The following is a 21,495-nucleotide window of genomic DNA, read 5'->3' as shown; positions in this document are numbered from 1 at the left end:
TCATGGTCCGATGTGGACGTGGGCTGACCAGAGGCAGTGCTCGTCCGGGTAACGGGCGCGGAGGTTCCGGGCCGCGTTGTGCAGGGCGTAGGCCGAGCCGTCCGTGTCGTACTCCTCGCCGCCGAACACCGCCGCGTAGACGTCCGCGTGCACCTGCACCGCGCTGCCCTCGTCGATCTCCCACAGGGTGCCGATGACGTGCGTGAAGCCCGCGAAGCCCAGTGCTCCCGGCAGCGACACCGCCGCCCCGCACGGCGGATCCGCCGCCGTCGCGCACTGGCCGAGGTAGCCGAACTCCGCCTCGTCGAGCGCCACCTGGCCCAGCTCGACCAGGCCCAGCGGCCGCTGCGGGGACTCGCGGTCCAGCAGCAGGCCCGCCGCCGGCTGCGCCGGGAACTGGGAGCTCGGCTCGCACACGTGCAGCCACGGGTGCTGCGGCAGCACCTGCAGCATCTCCGCCGCGCTGGTGCTCTCCACCGACAGGATTTCCGCCGACGGCCAGTGCTGCGCCAGAACCTGGTTCTGCGGCGGCAGTTCCCGCCCGACCTGCAGCGCCGACCCGGCCGCGACCAGGGCCGTGCCGCCCGTCGGCACCGGTCGCTTGCCCGCCCGGAGCAGGCAGCCCAACGTCGGGGTGTACGACGACACAACCCGGTCCAAAGTGGACTCGCCGGTTCGCGCGGTCGCCGCGTGCACCGGCAGGAACGCCATCGCGCCGAGGGCGCTCCACCACACCCTGGGCCACCGGGCGCCGAGCTCCGGCTCGCGCAGATAGCCCATCCGATCCAGGACCGGCCGCGCGATGCGGTCCCAGGTCCAGTCGAGGGCGTCGGACAGCGTCCCGTGGTCGTCCTCCTGCGCGGCGGCCAGCAGGTCGGCCGCGCGCTCGGCCGCGGTTTCCGGATCGGCGATCGGCAGCGGCACGGTCAGCACCCGCCCCGCGATGATCACCAGCGCGTCCGACCGGTAGCGGCTGAGGTTGACCAGCACCGCGGAACCGTCCTGCGCCGCGGTGGCCAGCTCCGCGAACGGCGTGCGCAGCAGATGCCTCGGCTGCACGGCGCGGATCTCCGCGACCAGCTCGTCCCACGTGCGCGCCAGCCGCATCCGGTCGTCGGACCCGGTGAGCACCGGTTCGTCCGCCGGGCGGTCCAGCAGCCTCCGCAACCGGACCACCTCGTCCGCGAGGTCCGGGTGGGAGCGGTGCAGCGCGCCTAGTTCCCCGCCGGTCGGCAGGAAGTCCGCCAGGATCGCCGTCTGCCCGTGCTCCAGCAGTTCCACGGCCCGCTCGGGCTCGCCGTTCTCCAACGCGCACGCCGCGGCGTCCGCCGCGATCGACGCCCACCGCTGCTGCGCGGTCGGCGACGCGACGACCCGCTTGCCGCGCGTGACCAGCGGCAGCAGGTCGACCGCGAGCTCGAACGACTCCAGCGCCTCCGGCCACCGGTGCGCCTGTGCGCAGATCCGGCCCGCGAGTCCCGCCGCCCGAAGCCGCTGGTCGGCAGGGGCGTTGGGCTGCTCGGCCGCCTCCATCAGCACCTTGCGTGCCCACCGGTAGTACCGGCGGCGGGAGGTGCGCTGGTAGAGCGTCTGCAGCGCGCGACCGAGGTGGATCGCCACTCCCGCGCGGGAGTGCGCGTTCTGCGGTATCGCGATGAGCGCCTGGTCGAACAGCTCGATCGCGGCCTCGATGTCCCGCGTCTTGGCGCTCGTCCGGAACCGGTGCGCCGACACGATGCCGAGCTGCGTCCAGGCCGCGGGCCGCGCGGCCACGTCGCCCTTCAAGGCCTCGCGCGCGAGTTCGGCGGCCCGGTCCAGGTCGGCGCTGTCGCCGTGGTGCTCGAAGCGGCTGATCAGCGTGCTGATCAGCGAGTTCAACACCGCGTCGCGCTGGTCGCCGGCCGCCGCCTCCAACCCTGCGTCCCCAGCGGTGACCGCGGTGTCCAGCACCTTGGCCTCCGCGCCGTGCAGGAAGTGCCTGCGCAGCAGGGTCGCGTAACCGGTGAGGGCGACCGCGCGGCTCGGGTCGTCGGGCGACATCGCGCGCACCGCCGGGGCGATCGGCCGCAGCACGCGGCGCAGCTGGCTGGCCTCGCCGGTGGCGTCCACGTGCTCGACGGTGGCCGCGGCGAGGTGCCACACCGCCGTGCCGAGCAGCGGATTCCCGCCGTCGAGCACCCCGAGCACGCCGATCAGCTCGCTGATCGCCGAGTTGAGGTCGGTCAGGTCCCCGTTCTGCTGGAACCGTAGCCGCAGCGCGTTCGCCAGGTGGCAAAGGGCGGCGCGCCGCGGTTCGCCGTCGGCGAGAGCTCCCGCGCCGGACCCGAGGTGCTTGATGCCCTCGTCCAGGTCTTCGGACGAGCCGCCCCGCTCGAACCGGCGCAGCAGCGCCGCCCCGAGGTTGATCAGCAGCTCGGAGGTCGTCGGGTCGTTCGCCGGGGAGATCCGGACGGCCTCCCGGAACACGTCGATCGACTCGTCGTCAGACTCCGGCGCGTCGGCCAGCAGGGCGTGCAGCTTCAACGAGTTGGCGAGCCGGACCAGTGCCATCGCCCGCCGCTGGTCGCGGCGCGGAGTCTGCCCGACGGCCTCCCGCGCGACCTGCGCGCTCTCCGCGGCGGCGGTGGCGCTGCCGGTCTTGCCCGCCAGGTCGGTGAGCGCCAGCGCGAGGTTGCACTGATAGAGCATCCGGTCGTTGTCGCTGCTGTGCGCCGCAGCCGTCGCCGACCGGTAGTGGGAGATCGCTTCTTCGAGGTCGGCCAGCGCGCCGCTGCGCAGGTGCGTCAGCTGTGCCGCGCTGCCCAGGTTGTTGAGCACGCCCGCGCGCGCCGGGTCGGTTTCGCGTACCACGCCGGCGGTGGCGCGGAGCACCTCGGTGACCCAGGGCAGCTGGTCGAAGTCCAGGGTGGTGACGATCTTGTTCATCGCCGCGACGGCGTCGGCGTAGCGCTGCTCGGCACTGCGCGGGGGTTCCGGTGCCGCCGCTTCCGGGGTTTGCGGGGGTTGCCGGGGTTGGTGCGTGACGGCGTCCTGCTCGCCGGAGAACCAGCTGGAGCTGGAGCCGCTGCGTTCCGGCCCCCCTGTCCAACGCTGCAGCCCGCTGAACCGCTCGTTCGCGCGGTCGTCTGTCATCGGTTCGTTCTCCTGTGGCCTGCCCACCGGGGGTATGCGTCGGGGCGCGGTGGGGCGTATCACGCTACCGGCGGACGCGGTCGTCGAGTAGCCCACGTGCGTCACCTGAGATCGTGCCGATTGGCAGTTGTGCCCACCGGCAACATCCGTCGCATCGTCGCGACGGGAGAAAGTGCTCGGCCCGGGAGGACAGTTGTTGTTCTTGCAACCATTAATACTCACGACTACCACAAAGTGGCAACGACAGCCTCGAGGTCGGTCGGCTGCGGTGCGAGTCGGCTGACGCCGTAGTCCCCGCCGCGGACGTCGTCGTGGTCGCCGTTCCCGTTGGTCGGGTGTGGCCCCCCTGCGCGGTCCGCGCTCGTCCCGCGGGTGTCCATATAGGACGAGCCGGGTGCCAGGTGCGACGACGCCCACCGGCGCGTCGAGCCGCGCCGGCCCGGTGTCGCCCCGGGGTCGCGGCCGCAGGTGCAACCGCGGACGCCTGGGGCGGGATTCGCGCCGATCGCTCAGCCGGGGCGAAAACGGCCACCGCGGCGAAAGTGGGGGAATTGGCCGGCAACCCGGGTAATCGGTGTCGATCGCGGCGAGCGCCGTTCTCGGCACGCCGGGTGGCCGAGCGCAAATCGGTCTCTCGGTCGAGATCGGGAATTCGGACATCGAATTCCGCGATCCCGATGACCGCTGGTGTCGATGTGAGCACAAGGCGTTAATGATCGAGAGCGGCTTCGCGGGAATGACTCCGTTCGGCTTCAGTCGTCCCGGGAATAGGGACGCCGACCCCGCGTGTTGAGGTGCTCGTCACCCCTGGGCCGATGCCCGGGATGCCCGCAAGGGCCGTTCGCAGGGGTGTCGCGAGTGTCGCTCCGGAGTGCCGGAAGTTACCTGGAGGTAACCCTGCTGACCAGGCAAAAGCATGTCACCGACGATCACGGCCGGTGATCGTGTTTTGCGCCACGAGGGTGATCGAAGCGTGATCTCTTGACTGGCGGCGCGCGCGGGTTCACTCTGGTCCTCGACGCGGGGCTGGGCCGCCATCGGTGTGCCCCCTCGACAGCTGGCGTGATTCCGGCTAGACTGCTACTTTGCGCTGCCCTCTTTCCGTCTGTCCTGCACCGGACCGTAGGATCGTGGGCGCCATTGCACCCTTGACAGCTGTGCTAGCGGAGTGTGACAGCGGATACGGACCCCGTCGGTCGCATTCGCCGGGCACCTTTCGCTGACGCGGCTGTAGCCAGTTCAGAGTCCCGGAAGGACGCATCTTGGCAGTCTCCCGCGCGACCAAGGTCTCTGCAGCTTCCAACTACACGTCGGGGATCCCTGGGGCACCCAAGCGGGTCTCGTTCGCGAACATTCGCGAACCGTTGAACGTGCCGAACCTGCTAGACCTTCAGATCCAGTCCTTCGAATGGCTTGTCGGTAACGAGGCCTGGTTCCAGCGCCGGGTCGACGCCGGCGAGGAGAATCCGGTTGGCGGTCTTGAGGAGGTCCTGAACGAGATCTCCCCGATCGAGGACTTCTCCGGATCGATGTCGCTGTCTTTCTCCGACCCACGCTTCGACGAGGTCAAGGCCTCCGTCGAGGAGTGCAAGGACAAGGACGTGACGTATGCGGCCCCGCTGTTCGTCACCGCGGAATTCACCAACCACACCACTGGCGAGATCAAGAGCCAGACGGTGTTCATGGGTGACTTCCCGATGATGAGCAACAAGGGGACCTTCATCATCAACGGCACCGAGCGGGTCGTGGTCTCCCAGCTCGTCCGTTCCCCCGGTGTCTACTTCGACCAGTCGGTCGACAAGACCACGGACAAGGACGTCTTCAGCGTCAAGATCATCCCCAGCCGCGGTGCGTGGCTGGAGTTCGACGTCGACAAGCGCGACACCGTCGGCGTCCGCATCGACCGCAAGCGCCGCCAGCCGGTCACCGTGCTGCTGAAGGCGCTGGGCTGGTCGGCCGAGGCGATCCGCGAGCGGTTCGGCTTCTCCGAGACCCTGATGGCGACCCTGGAGAAGGACCACACCGCCGGCACGGACGAAGCGCTGCTGGACATCTACCGCAAGCTGCGCCCGGGCGAACCGCCGACGAAGGAGAGCGCGCAGACGCTCCTGGAGAACCTGTTCTTCAAGGAGAAGCGCTACGACCTCGCCCGCGTCGGCCGCTACAAGGTCAACAAGAAGCTCGGCATGGGCGAGCCGTACGAAGTCGGCGTGCTCACCGAGGAAGACATCGTCACCACGATCGAGTACCTGGTCCGGCTGCACGCCGCCGAGACCGAGATGCCCGCGCGCGGTCAGGGCGAAGGCGCGACCGTGCCGGTCGAGGTCGACGACATCGACCACTTCGGCAACCGGCGCATCCGCACCGTGGGCGAGCTGATCCAGAATCAGGTCCGGGTCGGCCTGTCCCGCATGGAGCGGGTCGTCCGGGAGCGGATGACCACCCAGGACGTCGAGGCGATCACCCCGCAGACCCTGATCAACATCCGCCCGATCACGGCGGCGATCCGGGAGTTCTTCGGAACCTCGCAGCTCTCGCAGTTCATGGACCAGACCAACCCGATCGCGGGCCTGACGCACAAGCGTCGGCTGAACGCGCTCGGCCCGGGTGGTCTGTCCCGCGAGCGCGCGGGCATGGAGGTCCGCGACGTGCACCCGTCGCACTACGGCCGGATGTGCCCGATCGAGACGCCGGAAGGCCCGAACATCGGTCTGATCGGCTCGCTGGCGACCTTCGCGCGGATCAACCCGTTCGGCTTCATCGAGACGCCGTACCGCAAGGTCGTCGACGGCCGGGTCACCGACCAGATCGACTACCTGACCGCCGACGAAGAGGACCGCTACGTCAAGGCGCAGGCCAACGCGCCGATCGACGAGGACGGCAACTTCATCGACGAGCGCGTGCTGGGTCGACGCAAGGGCGGCGAGGTCGAGCTGCTCGCACCGACCGAGATCGACTACATGGACGTCTCGCCGCGGCAGATGGTCTCCGCCGCGACCGCGATGATCCCGTTCCTGGAGCACGACGACGCCAACCGCGCCCTGATGGGTGCGAACATGCAGCGCCAGGCGGTGCCGCTGCTGCGCAGCGAGTCGCCGCTGGTGGGCACCGGCATGGAGCTGCGCGCCGCGGTCGACGCCGGTGACGTGATCACCGCCGAGAAGGCCGGTGTGGTCGAGGAGCTGTGCGCCGACTACATCACGGTGATGGCCGATGACGGCACTCGCCGGTCGTACCGGATGCAGAAGTTCTCCCGGTCCAACCACGGCACCTGCATCAACCAGAAGCCGATCGTCAACGAGGGCGACCGGGTCGAGGTCGGGCAGGTCATCGCGGACGGGCCGTGCACCGAAGACGGCGAGATGGCGCTGGGCAAGAACCTGCTCGTCGCGATCATGCCGTGGGAGGGGCACAACTACGAGGACGCGATCATCCTGTCCCAGCGCCTGGTGCAGGACGACGTGCTCACCTCGATCCACATCGAGGAGCACGAGGTCGACGCGCGCGACACCAAGCTCGGTGCCGAGGAGATCACCCGGGACATTCCGAACGTCTCCGACGACGTGCTGGCCGACCTCGACGAGCGCGGCATCATCCGCATCGGTGCCGAGGTGCAGGGCGGCGACATCCTGGTCGGCAAGGTCACCCCGAAGGGCGAGACCGAGCTGACCCCGGAAGAGCGGCTGCTGCGCGCGATCTTCGGCGAGAAGGCCCGCGAGGTCCGCGACACTTCGCTGAAGGTGCCGCACGGCGAGACCGGCAAGGTCATCGGCGTCCGCGTGTTCAACCGCGAGGACGACGACGAGCTGCCCCCGGGCGTCAACCAGTTGGTGCGGGTCTACGTCGCGCAGAAGCGCAAGATCCAGGACGGCGACAAGCTCGCCGGCCGCCACGGCAACAAGGGCGTCATCGGCAAGATCCTGCCCGCCGAGGACATGCCGTTCCTGTCGGACGGCACCCCGGTCGACATCATCCTGAACACCCACGGTGTGCCGCGACGGATGAACATCGGCCAGGTGCTGGAGACGCACCTCGGCTGGATCGCCTCGCAGGGCTGGTCCATCGACGGGGACGCCGAGTGGGCCAAGCGCCTGCCCGACGACCTCTACGAGGTGGAACCGGGAACCAACACCGCCAGCCCCGTCTTCGACGGTGCGCGGGAGGAGGAGATCACCGGTCTGCTCGCCTCCACCAGGCCGAACCGCGACGGTGAGCGCATGGTGGGCGCCGACGGCAAGGCGCAGCTGTTCGACGGCCGCAGCGGGGAGCCCTACCCGTACCCGATCGCCGTCGGGTACATGTACATCCTCAAGCTGTCGCACCTGGTGGACGACAAGATCCACGCCCGGTCGACCGGCCCGTACTCGATGATCACCCAGCAGCCGCTGGGCGGTAAGGCGCAGTTCGGTGGCCAGCGTTTCGGTGAGATGGAGTGCTGGGCCATGCAGGCCTACGGCGCCGCCTACACGCTGCAGGAGCTGTTGACCATCAAGTCCGACGACGTGGTCGGCCGCGTCAAGGTCTATGAGGCGATCGTCAAGGGCGAGAACATCCCCGAGCCGGGCATCCCGGAGTCCTTCAAGGTGTTGCTGAAGGAGCTCCAGTCGCTGTGCCTGAACGTCGAGGTGCTCTCCAGCGACGGTGCGGCCATCGAGATGCGCGACAGCGAGGACGAGGACCTGGAGCGTGCCGCGGCCAACCTCGGCATCAACCTGTCCCGCAACGAGTCGGCCTCGGTCGACGACCTCGCCCACTGAACCTCGCCGCCGGTCCGCGGGAGGAGATCTCGCGGACCGGCGTCCGACCCGAACCTGGCACCGCTGCCGACACCCGGCAGAACCTTTCGATCAAGGGAGAAGACCCGACGTGCTTGACGTCAACTTCTTCGATGAACTCCGCATCGGCCTCGCTACGGCCGACGACATCCGCCAGTGGTCGTACGGCGAGGTAAAGAAGCCCGAGACCATCAACTACCGCACCCTGAAGCCGGAGAAGGACGGGCTCTTCTGCGAGAAGATCTTCGGTCCGACCCGGGACTGGGAGTGCTACTGCGGCAAGTACAAGCGGGTCCGCTTCAAGGGCATCATCTGCGAGCGCTGCGGCGTCGAGGTCACCCGCGCCAAGGTGCGTCGTGAGCGGATGGGCCACATCGAGCTCGCCGCCGCCGTGACCCACATCTGGTACTTCAAGGGCGTCCCGTCCCGGCTGGGCTACCTGCTCGACCTGGCCCCCAAGGACCTCGAGAAGATCATCTACTTCGCCGCCTACGTGATCACCTCGGTGAACACCGAGATGCGGCACAACGACCTGTCGACGCTGGAGAGCGAGATCAGCGTCGAGCGCAAGCGCGTCGCCGACCAGCGCGACGCCGACCTGGAGGCCCGGGCCCAGAAGCTCGAGGCCGACTTGGCCGCGCTCGAAGCCGAAGGCGCCAAGAGTGACCAGCGCCGCAAGGTCAAGGAAGGCGCCGAGCGCGAGATGAAGCAGCTGCGCGACCGCGCGCAGCGCGAGCTCGACAAGCTCGACGAGATCTGGGAGACCTTCACCAAGCTGGAGCCCCGCCAGCTCATCCCCGACGAGATGCTGTACCGCGAGCTCTACGACCGGTACGGCGAGTACTTCACCGGCGGCATGGGTGCCGAGGCCATCCAGCTGCTGCTGTCGACCTTCGACATCGGCGCCGAGGCCGAGCTGCTGCGCGAGACCATCCGCAGCGGCAAGGGCCAGAAGAAGCTGCGCGCCCTCAAGCGGCTCAAGGTCGTGGCGGCCTTCCAGGCCACCGGCAACGACCCGAGCGGCATGGTGCTCAACTGCGTGCCGGTCATCCCGCCGGACCTGCGTCCGATGGTGCAGCTGGACGGTGGCCGCTTCGCCACCTCCGACCTCAACGACCTGTACCGCCGGGTGATCAACCGCAACAACCGCCTCAAGCGACTGATCGACCTCGGGGCTCCCGAGATCATCGTCAACAACGAGAAGCGGATGCTGCAGGAGTCCGTGGACGCGCTGTTCGACAACGGCCGTCGCGGGCGTCCGGTCACCGGCCCGGGCAACCGGCCGCTGAAGTCGCTGTCCGACCTGCTCAAGGGCAAGCAGGGCCGGTTCCGCCAGAACCTGCTCGGCAAGCGCGTCGACTACTCCGGCCGTTCGGTCATCGTGGTCGGCCCGCAGCTGAAGCTGCACCAGTGCGGTCTGCCAAAGGAAATGGCGGTCGAGCTGTTCAAGCCGTTCGTCATGAAGCGGCTGGTCGACCTCAACCACGCGCAGAACATCAAGTCCGCGAAGCGGATGGTGGAGCGCCAGCGCCCGCAGGTGTGGGACGTGCTGGAAGAGGTCATCGCCGAGCACCCGGTGCTGCTCAACCGTGCTCCCACGCTGCACCGCCTCGGCATCCAGGCCTTCGAGCCGCAGCTGGTGGAAGGCAAGGCCATCCAGCTGCACCCGCTGGTCTGCGAGGCGTTCAACGCGGACTTCGACGGTGACCAGATGGCGGTGCACCTGCCGCTGTCGGCCGAGGCCCAGGCCGAGGCCCGGATCCTGATGCTGTCCAGCAACAACATCCTGTCGCCGGCCTCCGGTCGGCCGCTGGCCATGCCGCGTCTGGACATGGTCACCGGCCTCTACCACCTGACCCGTCAGGTGGACGGCGCCAAGGGCGAGGGCCTGGCGTTCTCCTCGGTCGGCGAGGCCATCATGGCCTTCGACCGCGGGGTGCTCGACCTGCAGGCCACGATCAAGATCCGGCTGCGCGACGTGGTGCCGAACAAGGCCCAGCTGCCGGAGGGCTGGGAGCCCGGTCAGCCGTGGCTGGCCGAGACCACCCTCGGCCGGGTCTGGTTCAACGAGCTGCTGCCCGAGGACTACCCGTTCGTCGATGACCTGCTGCCGAAGAAGCGGCAGGCCGCGATCGTCAACGACCTGGCCGAGCGGTACCCGATGGTCACCGTGGCGCAGACCCTGGACAAGCTCAAGGACGCCGGTTTCCACTGGGCGACCCGTTCCGGGGTGACGGTGTCGATCACCGACGTGGTGGTGCCACCGGCCAAGACCGAGATCCTGGACAACTACGAGGCCAAGGCCGACCAGGTCGAGAAGCGGTACCGCCGCGGTGCGCTGTCCTACCAGGAGCGCAACGCGGAGCTGGTCAAGGTCTGGACGGCCGCCAAGGACGAGGTCGCCGAGGCCATGGAGGCGAACTTCCCGGAGGACAACTCGATCAGCATGATCGTGAAGTCTGGGGCCGCCGGTAACATGACCCAGGTCGTCCAGCTGGCCGGTATGCGTGGTCTGGTGTCGAACCCGAAGGGTGAGTACATCCCGCGCCCGATCAAGGCGAACTTCCGCGAGGGCCTGTCCGTGCTGGAGTACTTCATCTCCAACCACGGTGCCCGCAAGGGTCTCGCCGACACCGCGCTGCGGACCGCCGACTCGGGTTACCTGACCCGTCGTCTGGTGGACGTCTCGCAGGACGTCATCGTCCGCGAGACCGACTGCGGCACCGAGCGCGGCATCCGGATGCCGATCGCGGAGCTGCTGGACGATGGCAAGCTCCTGCGCGACGCGCACGTGGAGACCAGCGTCTACGCCCGCACCACGGCCGACGACGTCACCGACTCCGACGGCAACATCGTGCTCGCCCGCGGTTCGGACCTGGGTGACCCGGCGATCGAGAAGCTGCTCGCCGCCAACATCACCAAGGTCAAGGTCCGCAGCGTCCTGACCTGCGAGTCCGGCGTCGGCGTCTGCGCGGTCTGCTACGGCCGTTCGATGGCCACCGGCAAGCTGGTGGACGTCGGCGAGGCCGTCGGCATCGTCGCCGCCCAGTCGATCGGTGAACCCGGTACGCAGCTGACGATGCGTACGTTCCACCAGGGCGGTGTCGCCGGTGACGACATCACCACCGGTCTGCCGCGTGTCCAGGAGCTGTTCGAGGCCCGGGTCCCGAAGGGCAAGGCGCCGATCGCCGACACCTCGGGCCGGATCCGGCTGGAGGACAACGACCGCTACTGGAAGATCACGATCATTCCGGACGACGGCGGCGAGGAGATCGTCTACGACAAGCTGTCCAAGCGGCAGCGGCTCGCGGCGATCTCGGTCGACGGCACCGAGCGGCAGGTCGCCGACGGCGATCACATCGAGGTCGGCCAGCAGCTGCTGGAAGGTGCGGTCGACCCGCACGAGGTGCTGCGCGTGATGGGCCCGCGCGAGGCCCAGCTGCACCTCGTTCGCGAGGTGCAGGAGGTGTACCGGTCGCAGGGTGTGGGCATCCACGACAAGCACGTCGAGGTCATCGTCCGCCAGATGCTGCGCCGGGTCATCATCATCGACTCGGGTGCCACCGAGTTCCTGCCCGGTTCGCCGGTCGAGCGCTCGCAGTTCGAGGCGGAGAACCGCCGCGTCGTCGCCGAGGGCAGCGACCCGGCTTCCGGCCGCCCGGTCCTGATGGGCATCACCAAGGCGTCGCTGGCCACCGATTCGTGGCTGTCGGCGGCCTCTTTCCAGGAGACGACCCGCATCCTCACGAACGCCGCGATCGAGGGCGCGAGTGACAAGCTGGTCGGCCTGAAGGAGAACGTGATCATCGGTAAGTTGATTCCGGCTGGTACGGGCATCAACCGGTACCGCAACATCCAGGTGCAGCCGACGGAGGAGGCGCGGGCCGCGGCGTACGCGATCCCGTCCTACGACGACAGCTACTACACCCCAGATGTGTTCGGCACCGGCACCGGTGCGGCGGTTCCGCTGGACGACTACGACTTCGGCCGCGACTACCGCTGAAGTTAGCTGGTTGACCAAAGGGCCCCTGTCCGACTCCTCCGGGCAGGGGCCCTTCTCCGTGCCGCGACGACAGCTCGGCTGAACGGGTGATCGTTTTGACCATCACCTCGACGACCTTGCCCAGAAGGCGCTCAAGTTGGCACGCGTCGAGGGCTTGGGGAACTATCCCTCAGCTCAGGAGCTGGCTGCGAAGTTCGCGCAGAAGGCCACCAACGGTTCGAACGGTGCAGCGGATCTGTTGGGACAGCTACGAGACGAGTTGATCCGGAAGGCGGATCTCTTCCGGCAGGCGGCTAAGGACTACGTTGCTACCGACGAGCAGATCGGTGAGGACTTGCAGAGGGGTAGTCAGGCGTGAAGACGTTGTCTCGAGCGGTGGTCGCTGTGTGCGCGGGCGCGGCTTTGTTGCCTGTTGCAGGTTGCGGCGCTTCTTCCTCGAAGGAGAAGCCTGCTCCTGATGTGCAGCCGCAGGGACTTGCTGCGATCGATCCTTGTACGATGCTGGCTCCAGAAGAGCTGAAGGGGTTCGGCTTTGAGGGATCGGGTGAGCCCGATACGGGGATCTCTTCCGAGCCTGGCTGCCGCTTCAACGGTCGGCCGTTTAGGGCGACGTTCTCCAAAAATCAGGAGAAGACGGTCGCGGCATATGGCAGCAGGACAACTGGGCGAAATTCGACCGGCTTGAGATCGATGGTCGTCCGGCGGCGAGTGCGATCGACAAGAGCGCTACGCAAGCACGGCTCTGCTCGGCTTTGTTTGACGCCGGTGGTGGCGTGATCATCATCGATGTCAGTGAGTTCCGTGATCAGGGGCTGGACGAGTGCGCCGGGGGCGTGAAGATTGCTGAGGCGATTGCTCCTCGCATGCCGAAGTAGTTGGCACTGCTTGAAGTCATCGTCGGCTTCGGCCATCGCGAGGTGGAACTCGCGCTCGAAATCGGCGCAGCTTTCGGAGTCCAGTTCACTCAAGGCACGGCGGACGGTGGGCGCCTGCTGCCTTGGCTGTTCCCAACGGCAGCGTCCCATCCCAGAGTGGTCCGGGATGGGGCGCTGTTCGTTCGGTGTCAGAGGTCGAGCTGGCCTGCCTTGACGTTGGTCAGGAATGCCTGGAGTTGGGCCTTGGTGAAAACCAGAGCACCCTGCTCCGGGGCCTTCGAGTCACGGACGGCAGAGATGGCGGGCAGGTTCTGAGCCAACTCGACGCACTGGCCCTGCTCCGTGCTGCGGCTCGACTTGCGCCAGCTGGCGCCTGTCAGGTTGTTCATGTTTGCGCTTCTCCCAAAGGTGTCTCACAGGGACGAAGCAAGGCTAACCAGGAAGTCCACTGACGCGTCCGGGGAGAGTGCTTTGCTTCGCATCTGCGCGAACACCTCGGTGTAATGCTTGATGTCGGCGGGCCGCTCCAGCCAGACGCCGCCCCGCAGGTTCTCGACATAGACCGCGTCCATGTCATCGAACCCTTCCGGGAACCTCAACATGGAAAACGGTGTCTGCGACCCGAGATAAGCGCCAATAGAGAACGGCATCACCTGGATCGTCATGTTCGGCTTCGTGGCAGCTTCGGCCACGTATCGAAGCTGATCCCGGAGCACTTCTTCGCCGCCGACAACTCGCCGCACCGCTGCCTCATCGAGAACGACACGCAGTTGGGTCGGGTGCTTCTCACGGTTTACCCGGTCCTGACGGGCCTTCCGCAGCTCTATCGACCGCTGCAATGTCAGCTCATCAGTGGTTGCCCCTGCTTCGAAGAACGCCTGCGCGTAGTCCGCGGTTTGCAGCAAGCCATCGACAACCAGGGGCGAGTAGTTCCACAGCTCGGCGGCGTCGGATTCCAGTCCGACGTACTTCTCGAACCAGTCGGGCATGTTGTCGGAGTACATCGCCCACCAGCCGCGTTCGTTCGACTCCTCGGCCTGGTGCACGAGGTGGTCGGACATCGGCGCCTCGACACCGTAGAACTGGCAGAGCAGGCGGACATTGCGAGGCAGGATGACCTGCTTGCCGCCTTCGATGCGATTGATCGTGGTGACGGTCAGGCCGGCGTATTTGGCTGCTTCGGCAACCTTCTTCCCGGCCTGTTCTCGCAACGCGCGCAGCTCGCGACCCAGTTCCCGGCGGCGCAGGTTCGGCCCCGGACCCTCGTCGTCCAACAGGGCATCGGTCAGGTCAGCCATCAAGTACTCCCTGGTAACGCGAATTCTTCGGTTGTTCCACACCCTGCCTGACAAGTGTTCACATTGGAGTCCCCTGATCAGGTAATTGATTACGTGTGTACACATGGATTAACTTGATCAATGTGCCGCCGGGTATGTGAGGCCTCGAATCCGGCAGCGCAGCCCGTCCCGCCGGTCTTGCAGGGACAGCAAATGGCGGGGCGGGCCTTCAAACCGGGCCGGTGTGGTGACTTTCCCCGACCTCCACCACGCCGGCCCACCCCTGGTGGCCGGGCGCGTGAACGCCCCCTCCCCCGTGCGCCCGGCCACCGGCCCCAAACAGAGCTGTGTTTTTCGGTAATGGAGGTTGTTTATGTCCGACTACCTGACTTACGTCTGGCGCCCGGTCACCGGAGGTCGTCACGCTTTCCCTATCGCAGCAACGAAAATCCCGGCAAGCGACCAGGTGGTGGCGTTTTGCGGTGCGGAAGCGAACGCGGCGGAGCTGCATGGCCGGTCCGAAGTGGACTGGATCCGCGAGGACACCTGCATAAACTGTTGGCACAGCCTCACGATTCGCCCCTGCCCTTGACGCACTCTCGCCCATCCGAAGGAGCACCACCGTGTTCTGGATCCAGTTCTGTACGTTCATCCTGTTCAGCCTGCTGATCTTCGCCATGCTCGCCCAGCACCTACCGGAATGGCGCATCGGGTTCGCGGCGGGTCAGCATGCCGGAGGCGGCGAAGGCGCCTACACCGTCTGGAATCTCATCGCCGACATCGAAGCCGAGAACGCCGAACCCAGCGTCGCCGGACAGCGCCGCGTCGACCACGAATTCCCCGAGGTACCACCGAGGTTCCCCGAATCCGACCCCGACGAATCCGCCTGTGCGGACGACCAGCCGGCCGGGCGACACCATCTCCGCGAGGAGCCTCCAGACGATCCCGTTCGCAGAATCTCGTAGCGCGGCATCAATGCCCACCAGTTCGGCGCATGTGGGAGTAGGCCCAGTTCCCTTTGGCATCCCTGCGGCTTTTCGAGGTGAGGGGGGCACCCTTGAGCGACTATGCCGTCGACTATGCCGCCCAAGGGTGCCCCCACTCACCCACCTGATCGGGCAAGGTTGTCGGGTGGTTGGATCGCGGGCGCTCGGCGGCTACGGTGTGCGACGGCGATGGGAGGCGGGGATGAACCAACCGGGACGACCGGGAGTGCCGGTCGTGGAGTGGGCACAACGGCTCGGCTGGCGGGTTGCTTGGAACGTGCCGGACAACGTGTTGAACCAGCTGCCCGGCTCGCCTTTTCACAAGTATCGGCGCAGGACCGTGCCGCTGCTGATGGCCGGGCTGTACCAGGGGATGCCCGCGTTGGCGGTGCACATCGACTACACGCGGAAGAATTCCAGTCCCGGCGATTCCTACTATTCGCCGGGCGTGGGCATGCACCTGAGCACTGCGTCGAAGACGACCAAGCGGGTGTTGACCTGCGGTGCGGTGGTCCTGGAAATGCCGTCACCGGTTCCGGAGCTGGTGCTGGACGAGAAGCGGGACAAGCTCTCCGACGTCGCCGACCTGTTCAGCTTCAACCGCTCCAAGAACGTCATCCAGGGCGACGGTGTCGACATCGGGCCGGCTGCGTTGAACATCTACCATGCCTCCGGGGCCCCGCCGGAGTACGTGCGCTCAGTGGTGACGATGGATCGCACGCGTTGGCTGTACAACGAGGGGCGCGGTCCGGGGACGAACACGGCGCTGGGCAAGGTGCACTTCCGGCTGTCCGGCCGAAAGCTCATCGTTTGGTGCGGCCGCAACTTCAAGGACGCTGCTGTGCTCAACGACCTCTTCGGAATCGCTCAGGAGATCCAACGCTGGATTCCGCCCGCCGCGTTCCAGGACCCCGCTGGCGCAGAGGCCGACCGCCAGCACGTCCCCTTGCCGCAGCTGCAACTTCCGTTCAGCTGATCTCTTCCGAGAGAAGGCACCTTTGGCATGGTCGGGCAAAGGTGCCCTTCACTCGTCACTGAATCAGCTGGTTCACCAGTTGAGGTCGCCGCTGATCGTTTCGTCCGGCGGGACGTTGGTGAAACCGCCTCCCTGGGCCTGCTTCTCCAGGGCATCAGCGGCGGAGCCGAGTCCGCTGGCCACCTGGTTGAAGCCGGACTTGGCGAAGTCCTTCGCGCCGTAGCTCGGCGAGGGTTTCTCCGACGTGACCGGGTTTCCGTCGGCATCGAGAACAGGCCTGCCGTTTTCGTCGAGCTTCGTGCGCGTTCCATCCTCCCCGACCGACGCCACGTCGCCGTCGCCGTCGACGGTGTAGCCGCGGTCTTCGGCTTCGGATTGGTAGCCCTTGCCGAGCTGGTCCACGACTTTGCGCTCGTCGGCGGTCTCCTTCGTCACGCCGCCGAGGATCTGGCTGCCGATGTCGGCCGGGCTCTTGCCGCCGTCTCCGCCCGGCTTCCCGTCGGTGATCTGCTTGACGCTCTCGTAGATGCGGATCGCGTCGAGGATCGCCTTGATAGCCGTGATCACGTCCATGATGTGGCCGATGATCTTGGTGATCTTCTGGATCTGCTGGGCGGCTCGGGCGCAGGTGATGCCCGCTTCGGCCGTGGTGACCGCGGTGGCCGCGGCGATGGAGCCGCCGAAAGTCGGGCCCGCCGAGGCCGTTGCCGTGATCCAGGTGGTGATCGCCCAGGTCAGGAAGTCGGCGAGGATGCCCTTGATGACGCCCTCGGCGGCTTCCATCATCGTGCCGCTCATCTGGAGCAGCTGCGAGAGGTTGTTGGCCTGGCCGCCGGTGGCCTTCACGCCGTCGATGAACTTGGCCATCTTCTTGCGCAGGGCGTCGGCGGCTTCGCCGTCCCAGCCGGTGAGCTCGCCGTCCAGCTTGTTCGTCAGGTTCTCGGCGAGCTTGTCGATTTCGCCCTGCACGCCGGCGAATGCTTCCGCGCCCTTGGCCAGGGCTTCGCTGTCGCCGGTGACCAGCTGGATCGCGTCCCGCACCGGGGCCACGAAGTTGATCACGAACTCGACGCCGGTGCCGATGAGGAAGCCCATCGGGTCCAGCGCGAAGCTGGTCGCGCTGGACAGGTAGCTCTCGATGTCGCCCTTGAGCGCCTCGACGTCGCCCTTGCCGGCGTCATCATTGGCCTTGATGATGTCCTTGACGAACGGCAGCTTCCCGAACGCCGAGGCGTCGACCCGCGAGGCGGCTGGGTTGAGCGCGCTGTTCTCGCTGATCGCTTCCGCGTTGCTGGTCACCAGGAACCACCTCCGCCACCGCCGCCAGCGGTCTTTCCGGTGTCACCGATGATCTTGCCGAGCATCTCCGCCATCGACTCGTCGGTGGCCTGGTAGTCCTTGCCGCACTCGGTCAGGTCCTCGCCGGCCTTGGTCAGCCCTTCGGCCATCTCGTCGAGGTGCTGCTTGAACTTGTCCAGCAGCTCGCGGTAGGAGTTGTAGGTGGTGGCCAGGCCGAGCAGGCCCCAGGAGACCTCCGGGACTTCCGCCCCGGCGGCCTTGTCCTTGATGGACTTTGCGTCGGCGTTCATCCCGCCGACATTGCCGCCGCAGCGCATGATCGCGTCGGCGGGAGCGTTGTACCCGGGCATGGTCACCGCCCGCCGTCGAGGAAGGAGTCCGGCACCTCGTCGTCGTCCACCGGCGCCTGCTGCGGCTGCTCGGCGTGGCTGCCGAACAGCTCGTCCTGGGTGCGCATCACGCGTTCGAGCACGTCGCTGTCCGGCACGTACTCCTGCACGACCTCGGCCTGCTTGCGGGCGGCTTCGGCGATCGCGAGCTGTAGGGTGCTCATGACGGTGCTGGATAGCTGCGCGGGGGACAGGCGCAGGGCGTCCTGGGTGAACTGGATGTCGGTGACGCCGCCGGGGCTGGCGGTGACGGTGACCGACCGGTCCGCGGACGTGGCAGCAGCCTGGAGCTCGCTGATCTGCTCGCGCATCCGGCTGAAGTCGCCCATCTGCTCTTCGGCTCGGCGTCCAGCTTCCTTCAGCGCGTCAAGCTTGCGTTGCAGATCGTCCAGATCCGCCGCCATGATTCGCCTCCTCGGCCCAGTGCTGATTGGTTCTGATCGGCTATCTTCGTCGATCAGTGGGCTAGGCGTGGCGAGTATTCGAAAAAACTCCGGAGTTCGCGCAGCCTTTCCGATCCAGGCGTATCGGCCGGTCATTGAGGCTGAAGATCGGTGCCTGATATGTGAAAGCTATTCACTGGCGTTGCGGCTGCCGTTTTCCGGACTGCTGCGCACAGTTCTCGGCCGACGGCACCGCATTTCGGTGCGACGGCCCACGGGCGGGCGTTCGTGCCCCGGGAGGCACCGGTCGTGGGGCGTAGCATTGGGGCCTGATCGACCGGTCGGAGCCGGAGTTGCGGCGCTTCTGCCGCGTCTGCGAGTCACCACCGCGCAGGTTACCCCGTCGTAGTTCGGTCGGCGACGGAGCCGACGAGGTCAGGGCTGCAGCGAGGCATGCCGTGTCGTCGAGGGGCCGGCACGGCATGCCCTGCTTCTCGCAGCTGTCAGGATTCGAGCTCGGCGAGGGCCTTGCGGACCCGCTCGACCTCGGCCTCGAGCTCGGCGAGCTTCGCCTCGTGCTGCTGGCGCGCCTCGTTCAGCACGCTCTCGATCGTGTCGGAGATGTCCTGGTGCAGCTCGGCGGCCGCCTTGGACACCGCGGCCGCCGAGACCGGCAGGCCCTGCACGATGCGCTTGCCCGCGTGCATCAGGTCGGCCTGCCACTCGCCATCGGCCGTGCCGGTGACCGTCAGCGTGAGCTCGACCGTGCGGGTCTTCTTGACGGTGCTCTGCTTGCGGGCGCGCGGCTTCTTCGCCGCCTCAGCGGGCGCGGCCTCGGGCTGGGCCGACTCGGGCTGCGACGGGGTCTCGGGCTGGGCCGACTCGGGCTGCGACTGGGTGTCGGGCTGCGTCGACTTGGGCTGCGTCGACTCGGCCTGGGCCTGCTCGGGCTGGACCGGCGCGGTCTGCTCGGTGCTGGTCTGCTCTTCGGTCAACTCTGTCTCCTGTGTGTCGCGGCGGGGAATCCAGAATAGAACAGGTGTTCCCCTTCCGGTGTGCGGACATGTCGGGCGACGCGGCGGTGGCGCCCGATCGGGTCACCGCTGCAGAACGGTGACCAATGCTTGCAGCGCGGGGCGGAAGGCATGCTCCGCGGGGGCGGCGTAGCCGATGACCACACCCGGCGGATGCTCACCGGGCGCGACCCAGTGCGGCCCGAGCACTTCGAGGTCCACCGAATGCTTCCGCGCCCGAGTCAGGACTTCTCGCTCAGTCGGTCCCTCCGGATCAAGCTGCAAGGTGATGTGCAGTCCGGCCGAGATCCCGGCCGGGTAAGGCCGGTGGTTCGCGCGCATACCGCTCAGCGCATCGAGGAGCTGCTCGCGTCGCCTCCGGTACACGGCGCGCGATCGGCGGACATGCTGATCGTAGGCTCCCGACCGGATCAGTTCCGCCATGGCCAGCTGTTCGAACAGCGGGGCGTGCAGCCCGCTGTGCTCTTTGAGCGTGCGCACCGGCGTCACCAGCTGCGGCGGCAGCGCCAGCCACGCGAGCCGCAGTGCGGGGGCGAGGGTCTTGCTGGCCGTGCCCGCGTAGGCGACATGGTTGGGTGCCATGCCCTGCAGCGATCCGATCGGCTGGCGGTCGAAGCGGAACTCGCCGTCGTAGTCGTCCTCGATGATCAGCCGGTCATCGGCCTTGGCGAGTTGCACGAGCTCCGTCCGCCGGGCCGAGCTCATGGTGGTGCCGAGCGGGAACTGGTGCGCCGGGGTGACCACGACGGCCCGGCTGAGCTGCTGCGCGACGTCGATGCCGTCGCTGTCGACCGGCACGCCGCGCACCGCCATGCCGAGGCCGGCCGGGATCGCGCGCAGCTGCGGCAGGGACGGGTCCTCGAAGTCGATCGAGTCCAGCCCTTGGTCGTTGAGGGCCTTGCTGAGCAGCGATAACGCCTGGGAGTAGCCGTTGCAGATGATGATCCGGTCCGGCGTGGTGGCCACCGCGCGGACCCGGACGAGGTAGTCGGTGAGGGCCGCGCGCAGCGCCGGATGGCCCTGCGGGTCGCCGTAGTCGAGGTCGCCGGCGGGGGTCGTCTGCAGGGCGCGGCGGCTGGCGGCCAGCCAGTCCCGGCGCGGGAAGGAGCTGAGGTTCGGCCGGCCGGGGCGGAAGTCCCAGTGCGACGCGGGGGTTTCCGGGCGGTGCGGGGCGGCGACGGGGTCCGGGCTCGCCAGCCGTTCGGCGACGGTGGTGGGCGCGCCCTGGCGGGACAGCAGGAAGCCCTCGGTGACCAGCTGGTCATAGGCGCGGGTGACGGTGCCGCGGGCGACGCCGAGATCGGCGGCAAGGGTGCGGGTGGAGGGGACGCGGCTGCCGGCCCGGAGGCGGCCGTCGCGGATCGCGGTGCGCAGCGCCTCGGCCAGTTTGCGGCTGTCGGGGCGGCCCACCCGATCGAGGTGCAGATCCAGCGACGTGGACCATCCGGCTGTCACAGCACCCGACCCTACCGAATCGCCGTGAGTGGTTTTGGGTGCTATAGCGCCGAAAACCGCTCACGGGCACTGACCAGCAGCGCTTCCGGAAATACGGGGCCGTGCTTCCCCGTCGTGATCGTTGTGACACGGGAATTCGGTAGATCCGGCGCTACCTCGTGCGTCCGGTTGATACGGTTCCCGCCGCAGGACGAGATCGAGAAGGAAAGCTGTGCCAGAGCTGGGGATCGCGCGCAGTCGCCGGATGGTGTCACAGCGTTCCCGCCGGTGCGCGGCGGAGCGAGTCGGGGGACGGGTTGCCTGAGGACTTCGGACGCGATATCGGCGCGGCTGAACGGATGGTTCGCGAGTGGCAGGAGCGGGCCACCGAGAAGGCCGAGAAGTTCGGCCGTATGCAGCAGGAGATCGAGCAGATCTCGGTCACGGAGACTTCTCGGGACGGCGCGATCGAGGTGACGATCAACTCCGCCGGCATCCTGCAGAACCTCCAGCTCTCCGAGAGCGCCAGCAACCGCCCGATGGCGAAGCTGGCCACCGAGATCATGCGCGCCGTCCAGACCGCGCAGGCGAAGGTTCCCGAGCTGATGCAGCAGGCAGTCGCCGGCACCGTCGGCCTCGAGGATTCCGCCGCGCAGCACGTGCTGGGGCAGGCCCGGAAATACTTCCCGGAGCCGCCGGAGGACGACGACGAGCCGCAGCAGCGCGGGTCCGGCCTGCAGGAGATGCGGTACAAGGTCGAGGACGACTACGAGGAACCGCAGCAGCGACGCCAGCCCCCGGCGCCCCCGCAGCCCCCGAAGGCCCCACAGCCCCCGGCTCCGCCGCAGCGGCCGCCGTCGCGGCGCGGCCCGGACGACTTCGACGAAGACTTCGGCAGCGGTTCCTTCCTGCGCTGACCGTGCCGTGCCTGA

The 21,495-nt window shown here is 67.7% G+C and carries 16 protein-coding genes; 7 read left to right on the top strand and 9 right to left on the bottom strand.

Annotation, left to right across the window (positions count from 1 at the left end; all coding sequences use genetic code 11):
* Positions 1-3,132, bottom strand: a complete 3,132-nt coding sequence (locus FDZ84_RS09090) for a CHAT domain-containing protein (protein ID WP_168585527.1) — start codon at positions 3,130-3,132, stop codon at positions 1-3.
* Positions 3,133-4,394: 1,262 nt separating this feature from the next.
* Between FDZ84_RS09090 and rpoB the strand changes: the two genes are divergently transcribed.
* From rpoB to FDZ84_RS09075, 3 genes are all read left to right on the top strand, one after another.
* The gene (gene rpoB / locus FDZ84_RS09085; protein ID WP_168585526.1) at positions 4,395-7,889 is read left to right on the top strand and encodes a DNA-directed RNA polymerase subunit beta; all 3,495 of its coding nucleotides are present in this window, start codon (positions 4,395-4,397) and stop codon (positions 7,887-7,889) included.
* A gap of 109 nt (positions 7,890-7,998) precedes the next feature.
* Entirely contained in the window at positions 7,999-11,910 is a 3,912-nt protein-coding gene (locus tag FDZ84_RS09080; protein WP_168585525.1) for a DNA-directed RNA polymerase subunit beta', read from the top strand.
* Positions 11,911-12,046: 136 nt separating this feature from the next.
* A complete protein-coding gene (locus tag FDZ84_RS09075; protein ID WP_168584086.1) occupies positions 12,047-12,268 on the top strand; it encodes a hypothetical protein in 222 nt (73 codons plus the stop codon).
* 265 nt (positions 12,269-12,533) lie between these two features.
* Here FDZ84_RS09075 and FDZ84_RS09070 read toward each other — a convergent pair whose 3' ends face one another.
* From FDZ84_RS09070 to FDZ84_RS09060, 3 genes are all read right to left on the bottom strand, one after another.
* Positions 12,534-12,878, bottom strand: a complete 345-nt coding sequence (locus tag FDZ84_RS09070; RefSeq protein WP_168585524.1) for a hypothetical protein — start codon at positions 12,876-12,878, stop codon at positions 12,534-12,536.
* Positions 12,879-12,973: 95 nt separating this feature from the next.
* On the bottom strand, positions 12,974-13,174 hold the full coding sequence (locus FDZ84_RS09065) for a DUF397 domain-containing protein (protein ID WP_168585523.1): 201 nt from the start codon (positions 13,172-13,174) through the stop codon (positions 12,974-12,976).
* 24 nt (positions 13,175-13,198) lie between these two features.
* Positions 13,199-14,083 (bottom strand): helix-turn-helix transcriptional regulator, encoded by an 885-nt coding sequence (locus FDZ84_RS09060; protein ID WP_168585522.1) that lies wholly within the window; start codon positions 14,081-14,083, stop codon positions 13,199-13,201.
* A 352-nt stretch (positions 14,084-14,435) separates the two neighbouring features.
* Here FDZ84_RS09060 and FDZ84_RS09055 point away from each other — a divergent pair, with 352 nt between their 5' ends.
* From FDZ84_RS09055 to FDZ84_RS09045, 3 genes are all read left to right on the top strand, one after another.
* Positions 14,436-14,654 (top strand): zinc finger protein, encoded by a 219-nt coding sequence (locus FDZ84_RS09055; RefSeq protein WP_168585521.1) that lies wholly within the window; start codon positions 14,436-14,438, stop codon positions 14,652-14,654.
* Between the two features lie 31 nt (positions 14,655-14,685).
* On the top strand, positions 14,686-15,027 hold the full coding sequence (locus tag FDZ84_RS09050) for a hypothetical protein (RefSeq protein ID WP_168585520.1): 342 nt from the start codon (positions 14,686-14,688) through the stop codon (positions 15,025-15,027).
* A gap of 223 nt (positions 15,028-15,250) precedes the next feature.
* Entirely contained in the window at positions 15,251-16,024 is a 774-nt protein-coding gene (locus tag FDZ84_RS09045; RefSeq protein ID WP_168585519.1) for a hypothetical protein, read from the top strand.
* 72 nt (positions 16,025-16,096) lie between these two features.
* On the opposite strand, the gene FDZ84_RS09040 is transcribed toward FDZ84_RS09045, so the two are convergent.
* From FDZ84_RS09040 to FDZ84_RS09020, 5 genes are all read right to left on the bottom strand, one after another.
* Complete coding sequence (locus FDZ84_RS09040; protein WP_168585518.1) at positions 16,097-17,323, bottom strand: WXG100 family type VII secretion target; 1,227 nt, start codon at positions 17,321-17,323, stop codon at positions 16,097-16,099.
* Positions 17,320-17,673, bottom strand: coding sequence for a WXG100 family type VII secretion target (locus tag FDZ84_RS09035; protein WP_168585517.1), 354 nt, complete (start codon positions 17,671-17,673; stop codon positions 17,320-17,322). The genes FDZ84_RS09040 and FDZ84_RS09035 overlap by 4 nt, the downstream gene beginning before the upstream one ends.
* 2 nt (positions 17,674-17,675) lie before the next feature.
* A complete protein-coding gene (locus FDZ84_RS09030) occupies positions 17,676-18,116 on the bottom strand; it encodes a YbaB/EbfC family nucleoid-associated protein (protein ID WP_168585516.1) in 441 nt (146 codons plus the stop codon).
* 482 nt (positions 18,117-18,598) lie between these two features.
* Positions 18,599-19,090, bottom strand: coding sequence for a DUF6319 family protein (locus tag FDZ84_RS09025; protein WP_168585515.1), 492 nt, complete (start codon positions 19,088-19,090; stop codon positions 18,599-18,601).
* A 102-nt stretch (positions 19,091-19,192) separates the two neighbouring features.
* A complete protein-coding gene (locus FDZ84_RS09020) occupies positions 19,193-20,584 on the bottom strand; it encodes a PLP-dependent aminotransferase family protein (protein ID WP_168585514.1) in 1,392 nt (463 codons plus the stop codon).
* Between the two features lie 296 nt (positions 20,585-20,880).
* Here FDZ84_RS09020 and FDZ84_RS09015 point away from each other — a divergent pair, with 296 nt between their 5' ends.
* Positions 20,881-21,480: a YbaB/EbfC family nucleoid-associated protein gene (locus FDZ84_RS09015; RefSeq protein WP_210435491.1), complete on the top strand. Its 600-nt coding sequence runs from the start codon at positions 20,881-20,883 to the stop codon at positions 21,478-21,480.
* The last annotated feature ends 15 nt before the right edge of the window (positions 21,481-21,495 follow it).

Source organism: Saccharopolyspora sp. ASAGF58, from assembly GCF_012277335.1.
Lineage (GTDB): Bacteria > Actinomycetota > Actinomycetes > Mycobacteriales > Pseudonocardiaceae > Saccharopolyspora > Saccharopolyspora hattusasensis.
The sequence above is the reverse complement of the archived record's forward strand: the minus strand, read 5'-3'. Positions and strand labels throughout refer to the sequence as shown.